This is a genomic window from Staphylococcus condimenti (assembly GCF_001618885.1).
Lineage (GTDB): Bacteria > Bacillota > Bacilli > Staphylococcales > Staphylococcaceae > Staphylococcus > Staphylococcus condimenti.
This window is the reverse complement of the sequence record NZ_CP015114.1, coordinates 1,065,808-1,082,885: the sequence shown is the minus strand read 5'-3', so window position 1 is coordinate 1,082,885 and position 17,078 is coordinate 1,065,808. Positions and strand designations below refer to the sequence as shown.

22 protein-coding genes and 1 other RNA gene are annotated in these 17,078 nt (G+C 32.9%); 15 read left to right on the top strand and 8 right to left on the bottom strand.

Annotated elements, in window-relative coordinates:
- Positions 1-56: 56 nt before the first annotated feature.
- The 4 genes from smpB (at position 57) to A4G25_RS05485 (ending at position 3,211) form a co-directional block, all read left to right on the top strand.
- On the top strand, positions 57-527 hold the full coding sequence (gene smpB, locus A4G25_RS05500) for an SsrA-binding protein SmpB (protein ID WP_047132664.1): 471 nt from the start codon (positions 57-59) through the stop codon (positions 525-527).
- 153 nt (positions 528-680) lie between these two features.
- Positions 681-1,040, top strand: a transfer-messenger RNA (tmRNA) gene (gene ssrA / locus A4G25_RS05495).
- 361 nt (positions 1,041-1,401) lie between these two features.
- Positions 1,402-2,007: a flavin reductase family protein gene (locus A4G25_RS05490; RefSeq protein ID WP_047132663.1), complete on the top strand. Its 606-nt coding sequence runs from the start codon at positions 1,402-1,404 to the stop codon at positions 2,005-2,007.
- 139 nt (positions 2,008-2,146) lie between these two features.
- Positions 2,147-3,211: a WD40/YVTN/BNR-like repeat-containing protein gene (locus tag A4G25_RS05485; RefSeq protein ID WP_047132662.1), complete on the top strand. Its 1,065-nt coding sequence runs from the start codon at positions 2,147-2,149 to the stop codon at positions 3,209-3,211.
- Positions 3,212-3,309: 98 nt separating this feature from the next.
- Here A4G25_RS05485 and A4G25_RS05480 read toward each other — a convergent pair whose 3' ends face one another.
- On the bottom strand, positions 3,310-4,044 hold the full coding sequence (locus A4G25_RS05480) for a superantigen-like protein SSL12 (RefSeq protein ID WP_047132661.1): 735 nt from the start codon (positions 4,042-4,044) through the stop codon (positions 3,310-3,312).
- A 384-nt stretch (positions 4,045-4,428) separates the two neighbouring features.
- On the opposite strand from A4G25_RS05480, the gene A4G25_RS05475 reads away from it, so the two are divergent.
- The gene (locus A4G25_RS05475; RefSeq protein WP_015899695.1) at positions 4,429-4,632 is read left to right on the top strand and encodes a cold-shock protein; all 204 of its coding nucleotides are present in this window, start codon (positions 4,429-4,431) and stop codon (positions 4,630-4,632) included.
- A 135-nt stretch (positions 4,633-4,767) separates the two neighbouring features.
- On the opposite strand, the gene A4G25_RS05470 is transcribed toward A4G25_RS05475, so the two are convergent.
- The 4 genes from A4G25_RS05470 to A4G25_RS05455 all read right to left on the bottom strand — a co-directional run bounded on the left by A4G25_RS05470 (position 4,768) and on the right by A4G25_RS05455 (position 9,205).
- Positions 4,768-6,084 carry an ISL3 family transposase gene (locus A4G25_RS05470; protein ID WP_063164607.1) on the bottom strand — a complete coding sequence of 439 codons (1,317 nt, stop codon included), beginning with the start codon at positions 6,082-6,084 and terminating at the stop codon, positions 4,768-4,770.
- A gap of 397 nt (positions 6,085-6,481) precedes the next feature.
- Complete coding sequence (locus A4G25_RS05465; protein ID WP_047132858.1) at positions 6,482-6,895, bottom strand: hypothetical protein; 414 nt, start codon at positions 6,893-6,895, stop codon at positions 6,482-6,484.
- Positions 6,896-7,080: 185 nt separating this feature from the next.
- Positions 7,081-7,791: a hypothetical protein gene (locus A4G25_RS05460; RefSeq protein WP_047132859.1), complete on the bottom strand. Its 711-nt coding sequence runs from the start codon at positions 7,789-7,791 to the stop codon at positions 7,081-7,083.
- A 109-nt stretch (positions 7,792-7,900) separates the two neighbouring features.
- Entirely contained in the window at positions 7,901-9,205 is a 1,305-nt protein-coding gene (locus tag A4G25_RS05455; protein WP_047132860.1) for a TrkH family potassium uptake protein, read from the bottom strand.
- A gap of 214 nt (positions 9,206-9,419) precedes the next feature.
- Between A4G25_RS05455 and A4G25_RS05450 the strand changes: the two genes are divergently transcribed.
- The 4 genes from A4G25_RS05450 to A4G25_RS05435 all read left to right on the top strand — a co-directional run bounded on the left by A4G25_RS05450 (position 9,420) and on the right by A4G25_RS05435 (position 11,743).
- A complete protein-coding gene (locus A4G25_RS05450; protein ID WP_047132861.1) occupies positions 9,420-10,001 on the top strand; it encodes a LemA family protein in 582 nt (193 codons plus the stop codon).
- Positions 9,998-10,855: a TPM domain-containing protein gene (locus tag A4G25_RS05445; protein WP_047132862.1), complete on the top strand. Its 858-nt coding sequence runs from the start codon at positions 9,998-10,000 to the stop codon at positions 10,853-10,855. Before A4G25_RS05450 ends, A4G25_RS05445 begins: the two co-directional genes overlap by 4 nt.
- A gap of 216 nt (positions 10,856-11,071) precedes the next feature.
- The gene (locus tag A4G25_RS05440; protein WP_047132863.1) at positions 11,072-11,353 is read left to right on the top strand and encodes a cupin domain-containing protein; all 282 of its coding nucleotides are present in this window, start codon (positions 11,072-11,074) and stop codon (positions 11,351-11,353) included.
- 186 nt (positions 11,354-11,539) lie between these two features.
- A complete protein-coding gene (locus A4G25_RS05435) occupies positions 11,540-11,743 on the top strand; it encodes a YozE family protein (RefSeq protein WP_047132864.1) in 204 nt (67 codons plus the stop codon).
- 230 nt (positions 11,744-11,973) lie between these two features.
- Here the strand turns inward: A4G25_RS05435 and A4G25_RS05430 are convergent, their stop codons facing one another.
- Complete coding sequence (locus A4G25_RS05430; RefSeq protein ID WP_047132865.1) at positions 11,974-12,369, bottom strand: DUF1398 family protein; 396 nt, start codon at positions 12,367-12,369, stop codon at positions 11,974-11,976.
- Positions 12,370-12,399: 30 nt separating this feature from the next.
- Positions 12,400-12,909 (bottom strand): GNAT family N-acetyltransferase, encoded by a 510-nt coding sequence (locus A4G25_RS05425; protein WP_047132866.1) that lies wholly within the window; start codon positions 12,907-12,909, stop codon positions 12,400-12,402.
- Positions 12,910-13,337: 428 nt separating this feature from the next.
- On the opposite strand from A4G25_RS05425, the gene aroD reads away from it, so the two are divergent.
- Positions 13,338-14,063, top strand: coding sequence for a type I 3-dehydroquinate dehydratase (aroD, locus tag A4G25_RS05420; protein ID WP_047132867.1), 726 nt, complete (start codon positions 13,338-13,340; stop codon positions 14,061-14,063).
- Between the two features lie 72 nt (positions 14,064-14,135).
- Positions 14,136-14,678 carry a nitroreductase family protein gene (locus tag A4G25_RS05415; protein WP_047132868.1) on the top strand — a complete coding sequence of 181 codons (543 nt, stop codon included), beginning with the start codon at positions 14,136-14,138 and terminating at the stop codon, positions 14,676-14,678.
- A gap of 54 nt (positions 14,679-14,732) precedes the next feature.
- Here the strand turns inward: A4G25_RS05415 and A4G25_RS05410 are convergent, their stop codons facing one another.
- On the bottom strand, positions 14,733-15,056 hold the full coding sequence (locus A4G25_RS05410) for a thioredoxin family protein (RefSeq protein ID WP_047132869.1): 324 nt from the start codon (positions 15,054-15,056) through the stop codon (positions 14,733-14,735).
- A 144-nt stretch (positions 15,057-15,200) separates the two neighbouring features.
- Between A4G25_RS05410 and A4G25_RS05405 the strand changes: the two genes are divergently transcribed.
- The 4 genes from A4G25_RS05405 (at position 15,201) to A4G25_RS05390 (ending at position 17,034) form a co-directional block, all read left to right on the top strand.
- On the top strand, positions 15,201-15,557 hold the full coding sequence (locus A4G25_RS05405; RefSeq protein ID WP_047132870.1) for an arsenate reductase family protein: 357 nt from the start codon (positions 15,201-15,203) through the stop codon (positions 15,555-15,557).
- A gap of 157 nt (positions 15,558-15,714) precedes the next feature.
- The gene (gcvH, locus tag A4G25_RS05400; RefSeq protein WP_046100107.1) at positions 15,715-16,095 is read left to right on the top strand and encodes a glycine cleavage system protein GcvH; all 381 of its coding nucleotides are present in this window, start codon (positions 15,715-15,717) and stop codon (positions 16,093-16,095) included.
- Between the two features lie 280 nt (positions 16,096-16,375).
- Positions 16,376-16,738, top strand: coding sequence for a toprim domain-containing protein (locus tag A4G25_RS05395; RefSeq protein ID WP_047132871.1), 363 nt, complete (start codon positions 16,376-16,378; stop codon positions 16,736-16,738).
- The gene (locus A4G25_RS05390; protein ID WP_047132872.1) at positions 16,735-17,034 is read left to right on the top strand and encodes a thioredoxin family protein; all 300 of its coding nucleotides are present in this window, start codon (positions 16,735-16,737) and stop codon (positions 17,032-17,034) included. Before A4G25_RS05395 ends, A4G25_RS05390 begins: the two co-directional genes overlap by 4 nt.
- The last annotated feature ends 44 nt before the right edge of the window (positions 17,035-17,078 follow it).

Genomic DNA, 17,078 nt, shown 5'->3' with positions numbered 1-17,078 from the left:
TGTAATAAATTCAGTTCATTCTCACTTTGAAATTAATTCAACAAGAGGTGAACACGATGTCGAAAAAGAAGAAAAAATCTCCAGGTACCTTAGCGGAGAATCGTAAAGCAAGACATGATTATAATATAGAAGATACGATTGAAGCGGGCATTGTGTTAAGAGGAACAGAGATTAAGTCAATTCGACGTGGCAGTGCAAATTTGAAAGATAGTTTCGCACAAGTAAAAAATGGTGAAATTTATGTGCATAATATGCATATTGCGCCTTATGAAGAGGGAAATCGTTTCAATCATGACCCTTTACGTCCGCGAAAACTACTGTTGCACAAAAGAGAAATTGAAAAACTCGGTACACGGACTAGAGAAATCGGATATTCGATTATTCCGTTAAAACTTTATCTCAAACATGGTGTTTGTAAAATGCTGATTGGCGTAGCTAGAGGTAAGAAAAAGTATGATAAACGTCAAGACTTAAAAGATAAAGCGGTTAAACGAGATATGCAAAGAGCGATGAAAGATCGTTATTAATGATTTGGGGAAGCGGCATTTTTAATTTGTCGTTTCTCATTCTTCAAGTAATAATTGATAATTTAATCATTAGAATTGCGTCTTAGTACTTAATTTGATATGATTAAGAATGCTATCGGATTCAAAGTATATTGAATCTCTTATTAATATTACGGGGACGTTTTGGATTCGACAGGGGTCCCCAGAGCTTATTAAGCGTGTCGGAGGGTTGTCTTCGTTATCAACACACTCAGTTTATAATAACTGGCAAAACAAACAATAATTTAGCAGTAGCTGCGTAATAGCACTCTGCATCGCCTAACAGTATCGCCTATGTACTGTTAACGCGATTCAACTTTAGTAGGATACGCTAGACACTGCTGTTCGAAGTCTGTCTAGAAGAGATTAAACGGACTAGCATGGTGTTGGTTGTCTATTTCCTATCACCATGTGAAATTGATTAATAGACTACACACGTAGAAAGATTTGTATCAGGATCCTTGGACGCGGGTTCAAATCCCGCCGTCTCCATACATACACAATTTTTAGGGAAACGTTGTTAAAGCAGCGTTTCTTTTTATTTTGCTTAATATTATCAAATATTCATTAAAAAACAATGGACAATATCGCATAGATGTTGTCCATTGTTTTTACGGCTATATTCTTAAACAACAGCAGTAAGAAAAATTACTGATTCTGCTTATATTTTAGCTATTAACGATAAATAAAAAGTTTTGAATTAATCTTTTTGATAAACTCGATTATACTATCTGAAAATAAGGTGCAAGTTTTATATTTACTGTATATAAAATAGATGAACAGTGTGTGTAGATTTAAGTTATATGAGAAATATCTTAGACTTGAATATGAATAATAATATTAGTGAGGTGCCAATATGTTTATAAATCCAAGCGAAACAGAAATGGGTAATATGTATAAACTTCTAATAGGTACTGTGACGCCTAGACCGATTGCTTTTGTAACGTCACAAGACGAAAATGGAAATTTAAATGCAGCACCTTTTGCATTTTTTAATGTGGTTTGTCCAGAACCTCCGATGTTGATGATTTCTGTCGGAAAACAAGATGGTGAACTTAAGGATACTAGTTCTAACATTATTAAAAATAAAGAATTTGTTGTTCATATCGTTGATGAATCTATTGTTAAAGAGGTAGTTAAAACAGGTGAAAACTATCCTCATGATATTAATGAATTAGAAAAGACAACTCTGACAACTACATCATCAAAAACAGTAAGTGTTCCAAGTGTTAAAGAAGCTAAAGTACGTTATGAATGTGAATTAGTAGAACACTTATCTTTAGGTGATGAAAAAAATGGAACAGATATGTTAATAGGGCAAGTGAAAGCAGTTTATATAGATGATGAAATATACGATGTAGAACATGGATATGTGGATGTAGATAAATTAAATCCGATAAGTCGTGTTATTGGAAATAAATATGTGAAAATTGGTGAATCAATAGAGGATTTGCTTAAATAAAATACCTTCTTTTAGAGTTGGTTTAAATATTGAAATTTATAGTATATGATTCATACATTGTTTCAATGCCACTGATTAAATAAGTATGATTTAGGGAATGGTGACCAAGATAATAATTATTAAGAAAGGGTTTATTCATGTGAAAAAATTTTTCTTAGGTATGGTAGATGAACTGGTCATTGTAAATGAAAGAGGTAATGGTGATTTCGATATAAAAACACGTCTTGAAGGTACACATCCAGTTGATTTAGTACAACATCCTGATTCACCAGAGATAATATATTGTGCTACGTATGGAAATGGTCTTTGGAAAAGTATTGATGGAGGGGATCATTGGAGAGCAATTGGTCAAATGAATGCTTATCACGAACCAACAAAAGGATTAGGTATTAAATCAGCATACATGACAGCTGTAGCAATCAATCCTCATAACCCTGACATATTATATGTTGGAACAGAACCGAGTGCTATTTATTATTCTGATGACGGGGGTAAAACGTTCACTGAATTTGAAGGAGTTCAAAATTTACCATCACAACCTTATTGGGAATTTCCGGCACGCCCCTATACACATCATGTTCAAGATTTAATGCCAAGTTCAAAAGAGAAAAATATATTGAATGCTGCTATTGAATTTGGTGCTTTTATTAATACCAACGATGGTGGGGAGTCATGGAATGATCGTCCTTTCTTTAGTCCAAGAGATGTTCACCAAATAGCTACGCATAATGCTGCACCTGGTAAGTTATTCGCAGTATGCGGAGACGGTTTAGCTATAAAGGGACATTCTTTTGCTGAGAGTGATAATGATGGTATGAGCTGGTCTTATTCTAGTGAAGGTTTGGAAAGATATCCTTATTTGTATACCATAGCAATCAACCCTAATAATGCAGAAGATATTTTTGTAGGTGCTGCAGAAAATGCTTTTGCTGCACATCATAGAGATGAAAATAAAGGTTACCCTCGTTCAACTGTTTTCCGAAGAAATGAAGACGGCAGTTGGAATGAATCATCAGCAGGATTGCCTATTGAAGATATGTATGTTAGTCAGCTTGAAGCGGATCCGAATGGGCAAGATACATTTTATGCATTAAATAATCTGGGATTATATAAATTTGAAAACAGTAAGTGGCATAGATTAGAGGTTCCGTGGAAAGATAAATATCTTGATCAACATCCCACATTTTTAAATATAATAAAATAGCCAGATTAATATGCAAAGACAGATTGCGTTAAAATAAGCAATCTGTCTTTGTTATTTTTATGCAGGTGAATAATGTGAAAATTTACAAAGCAGTTGTTTTAACCTATTTTAATATCAGCAACGATAGTAGCTATGTTTTTACCATCTACGTAAATATTTGCTCGTTCGTTTTCTAGTTTTTTACTCAAATCAAAAGTAAATACTTTGTTATCTTTTGTTGTGATTTGAACAGTGCCTTTATTTTGACCGTTGTTATATAAGTTGTTGTTGTTAATTAAAGCTTTACGAATTTGGAAATCCAACTCTTTCAAAGTGATTTTGTCTTTTCGAGTTTCAAATGCTTTAATATCAAAAGAATTTTTAACTATCGCATTTTTCTTTACTGTCACATTGATTGGATAAACCGGTGCACTAGGATTAGCAGCTGGAGTGACACCGCCTGTGAAGTATTCAGTATAAGCCCACCAGTATTTAGAAGTTGGTTTATCTTTAATACCAAAAACATCAACTTGTTTGTTACGTAAGTTATTAATATTCCCCCAGCTTTCACCACCTGCTACATTGATAAAAGCTCCCCATGATCTTTGAATATCTACGTAAATTTTACCTTTATCAGAGCCTTCTGCAACTTGTGTTAATTTCTTATTTGAGAATATTTCTGGAGTTTGTGAATAATAATTTTTTAATTCGTTAGCTTGGTTTTGACCTTGGAATTGGGCTGCATGTATATTTGAAGAAAGTGATGTATCCGAATTGAAAGAGCTGACAGCTCCAAGTCCCATAAGTGTAATGCTTGTTGATAAAATTGCTTTTTTGATAATTTGTTTTTTCATGATGTTATTGCTCCTTTTTCTAAGTTAATTTAATCATACTAAGGCTATGAGAAAAGTGGAATAAACTGAAGGTTAACAATTCATTATATAATACATTATTTTTATAAAATATTTTTAAGAAATACGAAGAATAAAAACAAGATAATCAACTATGATTGCGCTATGATAAAAAGACTTCTTTTTTTATATTTTTCTGTTTAAAAGAACCTTTTTAAAATTAAAAACACAAAAAGGTATACAAACCTTAAAAAGAAGTGTATTATGGAACTTAAGTAATTATTGTTCGTGAAATTGATTTGAAGTTTTATTCGTATGAATTTGCTCCCATTGATTTTTATTAACAAGTTACAAATATTCGTGCAAAAGCACATGGAGGATTTTTATATGAATAACGGTACAGTTAAATGGTTTAACGCAGAAAAAGGTTTTGGATTTATCGAAAGAGAAAATGGTGACGATGTATTCGTACACTTCTCAGCAATCCAAGGCGACGGCTACAAAACTTTAGAAGAAGGCCAAAGCGTAGACTTCGACATCGTTGAAGGCGATCGTGGTGAACAAGCAGCTAACGTTGTAAAAATGTCATAATTTTTGCTTTAGCTGATTAATATAAGAAGCGGAACAATCTATATCGATAGGTTGTTCCGCTTTTTTATAATGACAGCAAATACCCAAAAAAGGTGGCTCTCTGTCAAATAGGACTGGTGGCTCAAATTATAGAGGTTAAGCAGCTTTTAGCTGCTTAATCTCTTTTTTAGGATTCGAGGAAAAAAGTCTCGTACATAAAATAATACGATTGCGCAAATTAGTGAAGTTTCTATAACCGAAAGAAACCCTTTTTATCAGTTTGATCTTATTATTAATACCTTCGAGCGGACCGTTGGTCAGATTCGAATATTCCAAAGTATTCAGTACCATGTCATGATAATTTTTAAGTGTTCTGATGGAAATTTGAAGTTTGGGGGCAATGTTTCCCATGGTTATTGCCTGTATGGTTGATGTATATAACTGTTCATCATTTTCTTTTAAAGCGTAACGCAGCTGATGGACATAGTGATGCGTGTTTAACAATTTATCATCAAAATCCAATAAGAAATCTACAATTCCTTTGGTGGTTTTCCATTGTTTGAACAGAGGAACTTTATTATATTCGAACATCTCCAATTGTTCATAAGGTTTCAAAAGCAGTTTCCAGTAACGCTTATATTTATTGTAAAGCGGTCTGTCGTTATTTCGGAAAGTATTCATAACACTGACACGAGTCATATTCAAAGCACGATTCAATGATTGTACAATATGGAATCGGTCTATAATAATTTTGGCATTAGGGAATACTTCGTTGATCAAAGACATATAAGGTTCGTACATATCGATAGATACCGTCTTCACACGTTGTCTTTCAGCTAGTGAATAACGATAAAAGTGCGTTTTCAGAGCTGCCAATCTGCGATCGGGAACAATATCTACGATACGATGGGACACAGCATCAGCATAAATAAAACTCATATTATGGCTGACATGTTTGACACTTTTGAATTCATCCATCATTAAATGTTCAGGCAAAGCGCTGAACGGCTTTTGAGCAATCTGAGAAGCAGCTTTATCTATCATCCGAGCAACTGTAGAAGCCCCGACAGCACACGATTCAGCAATTGATTTTTGAGAACGGATTTCGGTAGCTTTCTGCAAAACAGCTAAACGGGTATTATCCGAAATATGGCAATGTCTCTCAACTATTTTTGTTTCAGCAGTGAAGTGCGTACAGCAGTGCTTACAGTAAAAACGCTGCTTCTTCAGGTTCAAATAGGCTTGTCTTTCAGATACCTTAGGTATCGTAATACGGGAATTCTTCATTCCATTTTTTATAATGGAGTACTCGGTATTTTTAAAGCCGCAGTTTTCACAGTGCTCAGGAACGTACGTCAATTTTCCAAAGTAGAATAGACACGTTTTTCCTTTATACTCTTTTTCTTCAACCTTAGTATCGAATTCTATATTTTTATCTTTAATTCCCAGTGTAGTTGATATAAAATGATTCATAGGCGCAACTTATCTCCTTTAATTTGGGTTTGGTCACTTTAAATTATAGAGATAATTGCGCTATTTTTATATCAAAAAATCGGACGAGTGATTTTCTCACCAGTCCGATTTAGTATAGAACCAAAAAGGTTCTTAATTCAGATGTTCAGAGTCAATCTTAGTCCGATAGGCAACGCAGAATTTATAGATAATCGTCGCTTATAGAAGTAAGATTTAGAGTCGTGACAATCCATTTGTGTATGTTTAAGTAAGTTAGATATAACCATGGCAGTATCTGGTTATCGGCATCACTCAGTAGTAGAGAATCTTTATAAGATTTCGCTACGATGCAATATTAGTTTGAAAATAAAACATGAAATAAGCCATTTCGTTTAATTGATAACGAAATGGCTTATAATTAACTTTTTTCACTTATTTTAGTAAGCAACTTAATGATTTTTTTATTTTGATGAATAATTTCTTCATTTTGTTTTATGATTTTTTCGTTTTGCAAATTGACCTTATCTTGTTGTTCAAGTTTACTTGAAGGTGTTTCAGCAGAATTTGGAGTTTGGTAGATAAAATTATCTAGCTCTCGATTACCAATTGCGCTGATCATTTTTTCAGTGGGTTCATAAATGCCTTTAGATTCTAAAAATCTTTTGATGATATCGTGAGATGCTTTGTTGTTGAACGTTTCCGTCTCGTACTTGAATTGATTTAGAAGTTCTTTTTTTACTGAAACTGGTTTTTCCTTATAGGCTTTGCGTTTTTTTACAGATAAAGTGCGTAAATATTCAGTTTCAAGATTAATGTTGTCAAAAAGTCCCATGATGTGCCTCCATAATTCAATTGTATAATTATTATACATTATACAACGAATTGTAGATAGCTAATTTGTTTTGAAAATGCTGGTTATCTATGATTTTAGTATAGTTGTGCATTAAAACTATCAAAAAATCGGAATTCATTCTTAAACAAATTCCGACAGGTAGTAGTGTATATACTTATTTAAATTTATTGTTTATATTGATCATACTTTCCGGCTTCGATATCTGCTTCTCTTTCTTTAATTTTTTGGTAAACTTCTGGTCCGTCATCACCATCATAGTAACCTTGTTCTATAGCAGTTTTTGTCTGCATTTCTCCACTTGAGAGTCCACCATTATACTTTTTACGTAAAGCATCTACATATTCATCTTCAGTTTGAGCATTATTAATTTCTGCATTCACATCTTCTGAAGATTCGTCTTGTACAGGTGATTGACTTTGATCATACACTGATTTTTCTGCACCGCTTTCAACACGAAGTGAACTTTGGTATGCAGCACTTGCAGGACCTTCCATGACATTGCCTTGAGGTATTACACCATTTGCGACTGCACTATTATAAGCTTGAATTTTCTCCATTTCAGAGTAGTTGCCATAAATAACAGATTCTAAAGTCGAACGATCTCGGATATCTCCTAGGTTCACTTGTGAAGATTGAGATTGAGTTGAAGGCTGGTTTTCTGTATTATCTGATGAACTTTTTTGATTTTGTTCTTCTTGTTTTGCATTTGATGTTTTAGTATCTTTTTTAGTTTTATTTTTCTTACTCGCTTTGTCTTTATCTTTGTTCTCTTTTTCTGAAGTTTGTTTATCTTTCTCCTGAGATGTTTTGTCATCATTATTACATGCAGCTAGAGCTAAAAAACTGGCTAAAATTATAAATAAAACTTTTTTCATATATTCATCTCCATAAATTTAATAACTTGCAAACGATATACTATGAATGTATATCTATTAACATTAAAAAACAAGGTCGAATTTTGATATTCAACCTTGTTGGGAAAAATTAAAGATAAACATTTCCTTTTGCATATTGGTAAAGTCGTTTTTTATTAGGAATAAAGAGCGCTAATACTGTAGCAACACCAATTTTGCCGCAAATCATAACGAGTATGATAATTGCTTTTGTTGCAGCATGGTATTCTGTTGTGAAATCCATACTTAAGCCGACAGTGCCAAATGCTGAAACAACCTCAAAAATGACTTTAATAAAAGGTGTTGTTTCATTTAATAGACTAACTACAAAGGTGATAAATAGTACAAATATACCGCTGACTGTTGTAATGGCAACTGCTTTTCCAATTATTTTAGGTTGGATGGTTCTATGGAAAATAACTGTGGAGTTTTCATTTCTTAAAGCGCTATATACAAACATAATCAACACTATGAAAGTTGTGACTTTGATTCCGCCAGCAGCACTGAAAGGTGCGCCACCAATAAACATTAGCACCATCATCAGTATAGCAGTAGGTGTATGAATTAGACCTAAATCAACAGACTGAAAACCTGCTGTTCTTGTTGTAACGGATTGAAAAAATGCAGTGCCAATTTGACCCCATACATGATAAGGTTTTAGAGTGTTGTTGAATTCTAAGATGTAATACAAAATAGTACCGCCTACAATTAATACAAGCGTTGTAGACATTACTACTTTAGTGTGCAATTTTAATTTAGATAATCGTCTTGTCTTGAGTAAATCAAGCATAATTAAAGGACCCAGTCCTCCTAATATGATTAATATCGGGATAACAATATTAATTACCGGATCGTTATTGAAACCAATCATATTATTAGAGAATAATGCGAACCCTGCATTGTTAAATGCTGATACGGATGTGAATAAACTGATGTAAATACCTTTTCCGAATCCATATCTTGGAATAAACGAAAGAGAAAGTAACAGCATTCCAATCAATTCTGAAGTGAAACTGTAAATTACAAGCTGACGGATGAAACGAACCATGCCGCCAGGTTCTGCTACATTCCAAGTCACCATAATCAAACGACGGTCATGCAATGAAATTCTTCGATTCGCTATGATTAAAGTCAGGGTTGTAATGGTGACTATTCCAAGACCGCCGATTTGGATAAGTAACATTATAATTAAATCGCCTAACCAGTTAAATTGTGATGTTATATCTACGGTAGATAGGCCTGTTACAGTAAACGCGCTAGAAGCAACAAAAAATGCATCTATAAAGGGTGTAGGTTGTTTCCCTGTAATAGGCAAATACAATAAAAATGCTCCGATGAGTGTTGTGGTTAAAAATAATAACAGATAAACCGATAAAGGTTTCTTTAAGAAATCCACGTAAACACCTTCTTAATAAATTATTCAACTTTTATTAGTAGTTCTAATACATTTGTTATTATACATATTTTTTGCTTATATGCACTATTTTACTGAAAAATATTTTTGCAACAATTTTTCAGTAATTAAAATCAGAATGGTATCAATTATCGTGATGTTAGCAAATTTCATGTATAATAAAGTTAAGAATCTATTAGAAAAAGGAGTCGAGAAATTGAAGAAAACACTTACCCCGATTATTATTATTGGTATTGTAATCGTAATTATTGGTGCGATGATGATAGGTCCATATAATAAATTGGTTGGTTTAGATGAAGATACAGATAAAGCATTATCTAATATCGACAATCAACTTCAAAGACGTGTGGATTTAATCCCTAACTTAGTTAATACAGTAAAAGGTTATACAAAACACGAAGAAGATGTTTTTAAACAAGTATCAGAAGCACGTAGTAAATTAGCTGGTGCAAATACACCGAAGGAAAAAGCAGAAGCAAATGATGAAGTGAATTCTTCATTAAGCAGATTGCTCGCAATCAGTGAAAAATATCCTGATTTAAAAGCAGATAAACAGTTCACTGGATTACGTGATGAATTAGCTGGTACTGAAAATAGAATTGCTGTTTCAAGAAAAGATTATAATGATTCTGTAAATGAATATAACCAAGCCATCCGACACTTCCCAACAACAATCGTTGCTAAAATTTTCGGATTTGATAAGAAAGAATACTTTAAAGCTGATAAAGGTGCCGAAAAAGCTCCAAAAGTAGATTTCGGTACTGATTCATCTCAATGATTAAACGCATAATCGGCTGGATAGCTGTTATGTTTGTTGGGTTGTTGTTGGTAGGACAAAGTGTTTCAGCATCAGAAAAATTCCCGCCACTCGAAAAACCTGTTTTTGTACAAGATCACGCTGACATTGTTTCGCAAAAAGATAAAGACGATATAGTTAAAAAGGGACAAAAACTTCAGGATGGTACTGATGCAGATATCTTAGTCATGACAATGAAATCAATTGGACATACACCTAGAGAAGACTACGCGTATGAAGCAGGCCGACATTACAAAGTCGGAGATCAAAAGCACAATAGAGGTATTGTAATACTAGTTAACTTGGATAATGACAATGAAAATAATAATAGAGGTGTTCAGGTTGCTGTAGGAGATGGTTTAGAAGGTGTACTTAATGATGCCAAAGTTGGTCGATTAATCGACGAAAAATTTTCTCCTTATGCTAAAAAAGCAGTAGAAGCTGATAATAAAGCAGAAAGTAAGCAATATTATAGCCAAGGTATTACAAATCTCTATAATGCGATTTGGGATGAAATCGCAAAAGCATACGGTTACGACGGTAAAAACTTTAAAGAAGACACGCCTAAAGAAACTGATCAATCAGGAAGCAATGGTTTCTTAGAATCATTTGGAGCTATTTTTGTTATTATTATCATTATTTTAATTATAATAACTAGAAATGGCGGTGGCGGTCCTCCTAGAGGGGGCGGCAGAAGACGAGATGATTCTGGCATGTGGTGGATTGGTCCAGGTTCTGGCGGATTTGGAAATGGTTCATCAGGTGGCGGCTACAACGGAGGAAGCTTCGGCGGCGGAGGAGGCTTCTCAGGTGGAGGCGCTGGCAGAGGTTTTTAAAAATTTTCAATTAAGAGAGTTCGCAAGAATGCGAACTCTCTTTTTAGGTGTTAAACTACAAATATAAAATATGTTTTTTAAGAATGATGAAAAATATCAGGAATAAACAAAAATTATTCATGATGCGGAACTTGTAATTTACAGAGGTTTTAGTTAATTTGGAATTAAGTCACTAGAAACAACATGAAATATACAACATTAATAGAGGTGGTTATTATGAAAAAAATAACAGGAACAGGGAAAACAGGTCCGATTTATCAATCAGATAATCAAACAATTGTAAATATTGTATTTAAAGCAGGAGAATCACTTCCAACACATTCATCTCCGAGTTGTGTGGTTGTTGTTCCTGTCAAAGGAACAATCCAGTTCAAAGGCGAAAATTTCGATGAAAGAATTGCACCTGGTTCATTGGTGAGAATAGATCCGAATGAAAAGCATAGCTTAGAAGCATTAACAGATGCAGAATTAATGGTTATAAAATCTGAATTAGCATAAATAAGAAAAATAAAAGAAATCAATTTTTAAGTTTTAAAATTTTTTGTAAAAACTGTATTTTTAATTTAACTAATATGTTATAATTGAACAAATCCTATCAAACTGATAAGAAATGTTTTTCGGAGTATCGAAAATAAAAATTTATTGAATTTCAGATAAGGAAATACCTTTAAGTGAGGTTGTTGAATGTCATTTTATAAATTTATTCTCACATTTATGGAAGATGATACGCCGTTTGGTCAATTAGCTGATTACATTATGAATGATCACAATTTTCCAAAAGAAGAGACTAACGTTCAAAACATTTACGATTACGTACATGAGCATTATATGGAAAATCATCTTTTAGAATCGGCCAATAGAGCAATGAGTATATATGAAAATAATTGAAATAAACAAGTGCAAAATGGATGATACCATTGCACTTGTTTTTTAAATAAAATTAAATCGTAAAAATTACGATTTATGGTTTACAAATAGAAAAATATACTGTAATATAAAACGTAACCGTTACGATTTGCGGTCACTTAATTACAACTTACTTTACTTAGTCAATTCGGTACACGGGAATGTACCGAATTTTTTTATTAAAAAACCTATTGGCAACTCCAATAGGCAAATTAAAATGCAGATAATTCAATAGTTTTAACAACAGCACCTGCTTTATTATAATAGGTGATTTCAAAATTAGTTAAATCAACTATCCAAGAAGCGATACCTAAAGATGCTGCACGATTACTAAACTCATCGAAAGTAAATTCTCCAGCACGTGAAGCTTGCAAAAACTCGTTAAAGGTAGACTTGTCAACGTGTCGAGGAATTAATATCGAAGTACTGTTTCCTTTAATGCTGATTTCATCTCCATCCTGATCATTGAAAGTATAGACACCTTTTTTAACATTATAAACATATTTAGTGACATCGCATCCTCGTAACTTTTTTAAAGTTTCTGGAAAATCAGCAGTAGATACCTCACTCTCTAAAACTTGTTTTAAATCCAGTTTTGTGAATTTCAAGTTTTGACCCCCAATACTTAATTAAGTGCTTTAATTTGTAACTTTTTTTATTGGATAAATCAACCAATGTTCATCTATATAATGATCTCCATATTTCCGTGAATTTGTTTCAAAACCTGCTTTTGAAAACCCATATTCACTATAAAATACCATTGCGCCAATGTTATTAGAAGCTACTGGGGCTAATATCTTTTCTATATTCATTTCCTGACAAAATTCAACGACTGAGTTCAATAACTGCTCATCTAAGTGATCGATATCTTTAACATACATATTTTCAATGATGCTCTTATGTTTCGTTCCAACAATAATAGGATGGAATAAAGTAAGAGCACCTACTAAGACGCCATTATGAAAAACTCCGAACAGGTATTGGATTGTATTATTTTCATCAATTAAGTGTGCAAAATATTCTTTAGAAATATTACTTTCATCATAAATGGCCCAAGTGTAAATATTTCTTCTATCTTGTGACGCCTCTTTGAAGAGTCTGTATACATCTTCTAAATCGCTTTGTGTTAATAAGCGTATCTCTTTCATTTATTCACACCCCGTTTGTCAAAATCTCTCTCTATTATTTGCATAATTCTAAGACTGATAATAGTTAATTTTAATATTATAATAGGGATAAAAACAAAGCAATGACAAATTCATGTATTTCTTGAAAATTTAAAGAAATTAAGGAAATATAGCACAACCTTTTTGGAAAAATAACAAAAAAACTATGGGTTAAAGAGTTGTCTAATATACAATCCAATTAATAATTTTGATATAATAAATAGAATATGTATTTGAAAGAGGTTACAACATGGAATGGCTAGGATTTCTAATACCAACATTAGTACTGTTAATTGCAGTATTTTTCTTTATTTTGATTATTTTTTTAGATCGAAATTAGCAAGGGTATAATTATAACAATTGAGGTTAAAGTAGTAACTACTAATTTAAAAGAAACGTGGGGGAGCACTATGAGTGAAGTAGATATTGCAGTGACAATAGCTCCTAAAGAGGAGATTACTGAACAACTAAAAAAAGATTTAGTAAAGGAACAAAGTAGTATCGATATTATTGAATTACGTATAGATCAACGTGAATCTTTTGAAATAGCTGATTTAGAAAACTTATTTAAGACATTAAAGGATTTGCAATTAGATGCCGAAATATTAGTGACTTATCGTACAACAGTGCAAGGCGGTAAAGGACAAAAAAATGGAAATGCTTATTATGAATTCTTACAAGATCTCATACAAATTCAAGGGTATGACATGGTAGATATTGAGTGGGATGAAGCACAAACTGAAATATTATTGCAATTAGTTGCACAAGCACAATCTGCAGGGTTAAAAGTAGTGCTTTCACAACATGATTTTGAAAAAACACCTAACTTAGAAGCTTTAAAATTCTTATATTTCAAGATGAATAAAATAGGTGCTGATATCTTAAAAATTGCAGTAATGCCGAACGAAAAACAAGATGTTTTAAATTTGTTAGAAGCACTTGCTACTGCGTCAGAAAGTATAGAAGCGAAAACAGTAGGCATATCTATGTCTCAATTAGGATTGGTTTCAAGAACTGCGCAAGGTGTATTTGGCGGAACAATTTCATATGGTTGTTTAGGAGTCCCGCAAGCACCTGGTCAAATTCCTGTCAACCAGTTAAAAGAACTTTTGAATATATACAAAACAAACAAATAATTTGAATTAAATCAGTCGACATCCTATACTATAAATGATAATGATTATCATTAAATGAAAGGGAGTTAGACTGTGGAATTAAAAGATGCAATTACTTCAAGACGCAGTGTAAAAATATTTGACCATGATATGCATATAGATGATGAAGCATTGTATGAAGCACTTAAACTTTCTACAGATGCACCGAATCATGGTATGAGGGAACCTTGGAGAATTGTGCATGTTTCTAAAGAACGACTAGGAGATATGAGCCGTTCAGTTTCTCGCTTTGCTTTCAGAAATGAACCTGAGAAACAGCAAAGTCATTATGACGCTGTAACAAAACTTGGCGGATTATTAGTTATGATAGTTAAAAGAGATCCTAGACAAAAAGAAAATCTTGAAAATCATTTAGCATTTGGAACATATGCACAAAATCTCATGCTTTTATTATATGAAGCCGGAATTGGAACATGTTGGAAGTCACCTGAGTATATCTTTTCTCCTAAAGTAAGAAAAGTATTAGGTGTACAAGCTGATGAAGATTTAGTTGGCTTTTTATATCTAACAGATTTAAAAGGAAAAATTCCTCCGAAAAAACCACGTCACACTGAAAACTTTATTTCAGAATATTAAATGAAAAACGGGCTGCGATTTCTATTGAATCGCAGCCCGTTTTACTACTTATATTTATTTGTTGAATGTTTCACTTAAGAAAGATTCTACTTGTTCAGGAGATTTAGCATTTGCAGAATGTAAATGTGCAAGTTTGTCTCCGTATTGGAAAACTAATAAGCTAGGGATACCCATTACTTCATTTTCTTGTGCTACTTCTTCAAGTTCATCACGGTTAACTGAATACCATTTGTACTTATCGTATTTTTTGACAATAGGGTCAATCCACATATCCATAGCACGGCAGTCAGGACACCAACCTGCTTCGAATTTAATAATCACAGGTTCTGCACTTTGAATAATTTTATCGAAATCTTCTCGTGTTTTAATAGCTTCCATCATTCATACTCTCCTTTAATTAAATCATCATATCTGTATTATAACTAATGTTTAGCAAATCTAAAAAAAATTTAACCTATAAATTAAAGCGTTTTAAATGATAATTTGGTATATTATAAACAAAGTTAAAGGAGGTCAATATTTGTGATTAGATTTTATCAGTATCAAAATTGTACAACATGTAAGAAAGCTGCCAAATTTTTAGATGAATATGGTGTAAGCTATGAACCAATCGACATTGTGGAGCTTAATCCCAATAAAAGAGAATTACAAGACATTATTGATAAGACAGGCGTTGAGATTGATAAATTATTCAATAAACGCGGAGGTAAATACCGTGAATTAGGTCTTAAAGATCGTTTGAATGATTTATCAGACGACGAAAAGCTGGATTTATTGGCTTCAGACGGAATGTTGGTTAAACGTCCGCTAGCAGTTTCAGGTGACAAAATTACACTTGGTTTCAACGAAAAAGAGTACAAAGAAACTTGGGTGAATTAGGTCTTGTTTTTTCAGAGTAACTACTACGCCGGAAATTTGCATAATTAAATTAACCAAAAAATATAAAAAATTAAAAGATGTCTATAAATAGTTGAATGAAAAGGCTTCATATGGCATCATTGAAATGTATTCATTTATTTTATAGGAGGGGATTCGTGTGGCAGTGCCAGAGGAATTAAAATATTCAAAAGAACATGAATGGGTAAAAGTTGAGGGCGATACAGTAACAATCGGTATCACTGAATATGCGCAAGGAGAACTTGGCGATATCGTATTCGTAGAATTACCAGAAACAGAAGACGATATTGAAGAAGGCGAATCTTTCGGTAGCGTAGAATCAGTTAAAACTGTATCTGAATTATATGCACCTGTATCAGGTTCTGTTGTAGAAATTAATGAAGAATTAGAAGACAGCCCTGAATTCGTTAATGAATCACCATACGAAAAAGCTTGGATGGTGAAAGTGAAATTAAATGATGAAAGCCAATTAGATGACTTATTATCAGCTGATCAATATAAAGAAATGATTGGTGAATAATTTATATTGAGCAGTCAACTCCAGGATACTTTGTATTTTGGGGTTATTTTTTTCGCTGTTTTGGTTATAACTAACTATATCGGTAAAGTGCAGACACTTAACAACTTCTACATAGTATGTGAAACATAAACAAGTTTCATGCAAAGCGATAAGTGTCTGCGTTAAAATAAAATTATCAATTTGTGAGTAAAACTAAATATCGATACGTATTTCTTAACTTAAGCACCACGTTTGCAAGTATTATGCAATGATATCACGAGAGTATTGGAGTGTAGTGAATATGGCATTGTTAGATAAAGTAATCGTTGTTGAAGGTAAGACAGATAAAAAGCGTGTTCAAGAGGTGATAAATGAGCCTGTTCAAATCATGTGTACACACGGGACAATGGGGATTGATAAGTTGGATGATATGATTGAATCTCTATATGAACGCCCAGTCTTTATCCTTGTGGATGCTGATAAAGAAGGTAATCGCATCCGACAATGGTTTAAACACTATCTTTCAGAAAGCGAGCACATCTTTGTAGATAAAACATACTGCGAAGTAGCACGCTGTCCTAGACCTTATCTTGCCAGAGTGCTTAGAAAATACGGATTTGAAGTAAAAGAAGAAGCTCCTGTGAAAGGATTAGTTTATAGATGAGTACGAGTAAAGAAGAACGGACAGATATTACGCAAAATTTCGATAAAGATAAACATCTTATTTTTGGATATACTCCTATGTGCGGAACTTGTAAGGTTTCAGAACGTATGTTAGATATTGCGAATGAAATTTTACAGTTGCCTATTACAAAAGCTGATTTGAATTTTCATGCGGATTTTAGCGAGCAATATCAAATTCAATCGGTTCCTGTTCTATTGGTGATGTCAAAAGATGAAGAAATAAAGCGTATTTATGCATTTCAGTCTGTTCCATATTTATTAGAAAATTTAAAATAGTTATTGACTATCACTGAGTGAAGTGGTAGGATAAAAATCAATTA

What these genes read in the sequence shown, in the direction of transcription:
- A4G25_RS05470 (WP_063164607.1), bottom strand. Translation starts at nt 6,084, where the DNA reads ATGAATCATTTTATATCAACTACACTGGGAATTAAAGATAAAAATATA.
- A4G25_RS05435 (WP_047132864.1), top strand. Translation starts at nt 11,540, where the DNA reads ATGTCATTTTATAAATTTATTCTCACATTTATGGAAGATGATACGCCG.
- A4G25_RS05490 (WP_047132663.1), top strand. Translation starts at nt 1,402, where the DNA reads ATGTTTATAAATCCAAGCGAAACAGAAATGGGTAATATGTATAAACTT.
- A4G25_RS05390 (WP_047132872.1), top strand. Translation starts at nt 16,735, where the DNA reads ATGAGTACGAGTAAAGAAGAACGGACAGATATTACGCAAAATTTCGAT.
- A4G25_RS05460 (WP_047132859.1), bottom strand. Translation starts at nt 7,791, where the DNA reads ATGAAAAAAGTTTTATTTATAATTTTAGCCAGTTTTTTAGCTCTAGCT.
- smpB (WP_047132664.1), top strand. Translation starts at nt 57, where the DNA reads ATGTCGAAAAAGAAGAAAAAATCTCCAGGTACCTTAGCGGAGAATCGT.
- A4G25_RS05480 (WP_047132661.1), bottom strand. Translation starts at nt 4,044, where the DNA reads ATGAAAAAACAAATTATCAAAAAAGCAATTTTATCAACAAGCATTACA.
- A4G25_RS05465 (WP_047132858.1), bottom strand. Translation starts at nt 6,895, where the DNA reads ATGGGACTTTTTGACAACATTAATCTTGAAACTGAATATTTACGCACT.
- A4G25_RS05410 (WP_047132869.1), bottom strand. Translation starts at nt 15,056, where the DNA reads ATGGAAGCTATTAAAACACGAGAAGATTTCGATAAAATTATTCAAAGT.
- aroD (WP_047132867.1), top strand. Translation starts at nt 13,338, where the DNA reads ATGAGTGAAGTAGATATTGCAGTGACAATAGCTCCTAAAGAGGAGATT.
- A4G25_RS05425 (WP_047132866.1), bottom strand. Translation starts at nt 12,909, where the DNA reads ATGAAAGAGATACGCTTATTAACACAAAGCGATTTAGAAGATGTATAC.
- A4G25_RS05395 (WP_047132871.1), top strand. Translation starts at nt 16,376, where the DNA reads ATGGCATTGTTAGATAAAGTAATCGTTGTTGAAGGTAAGACAGATAAA.
- A4G25_RS05440 (WP_047132863.1), top strand. Translation starts at nt 11,072, where the DNA reads ATGAAAAAAATAACAGGAACAGGGAAAACAGGTCCGATTTATCAATCA.
- A4G25_RS05475 (WP_015899695.1), top strand. Translation starts at nt 4,429, where the DNA reads ATGAATAACGGTACAGTTAAATGGTTTAACGCAGAAAAAGGTTTTGGA.
- A4G25_RS05445 (WP_047132862.1), top strand. Translation starts at nt 9,998, where the DNA reads ATGATTAAACGCATAATCGGCTGGATAGCTGTTATGTTTGTTGGGTTG.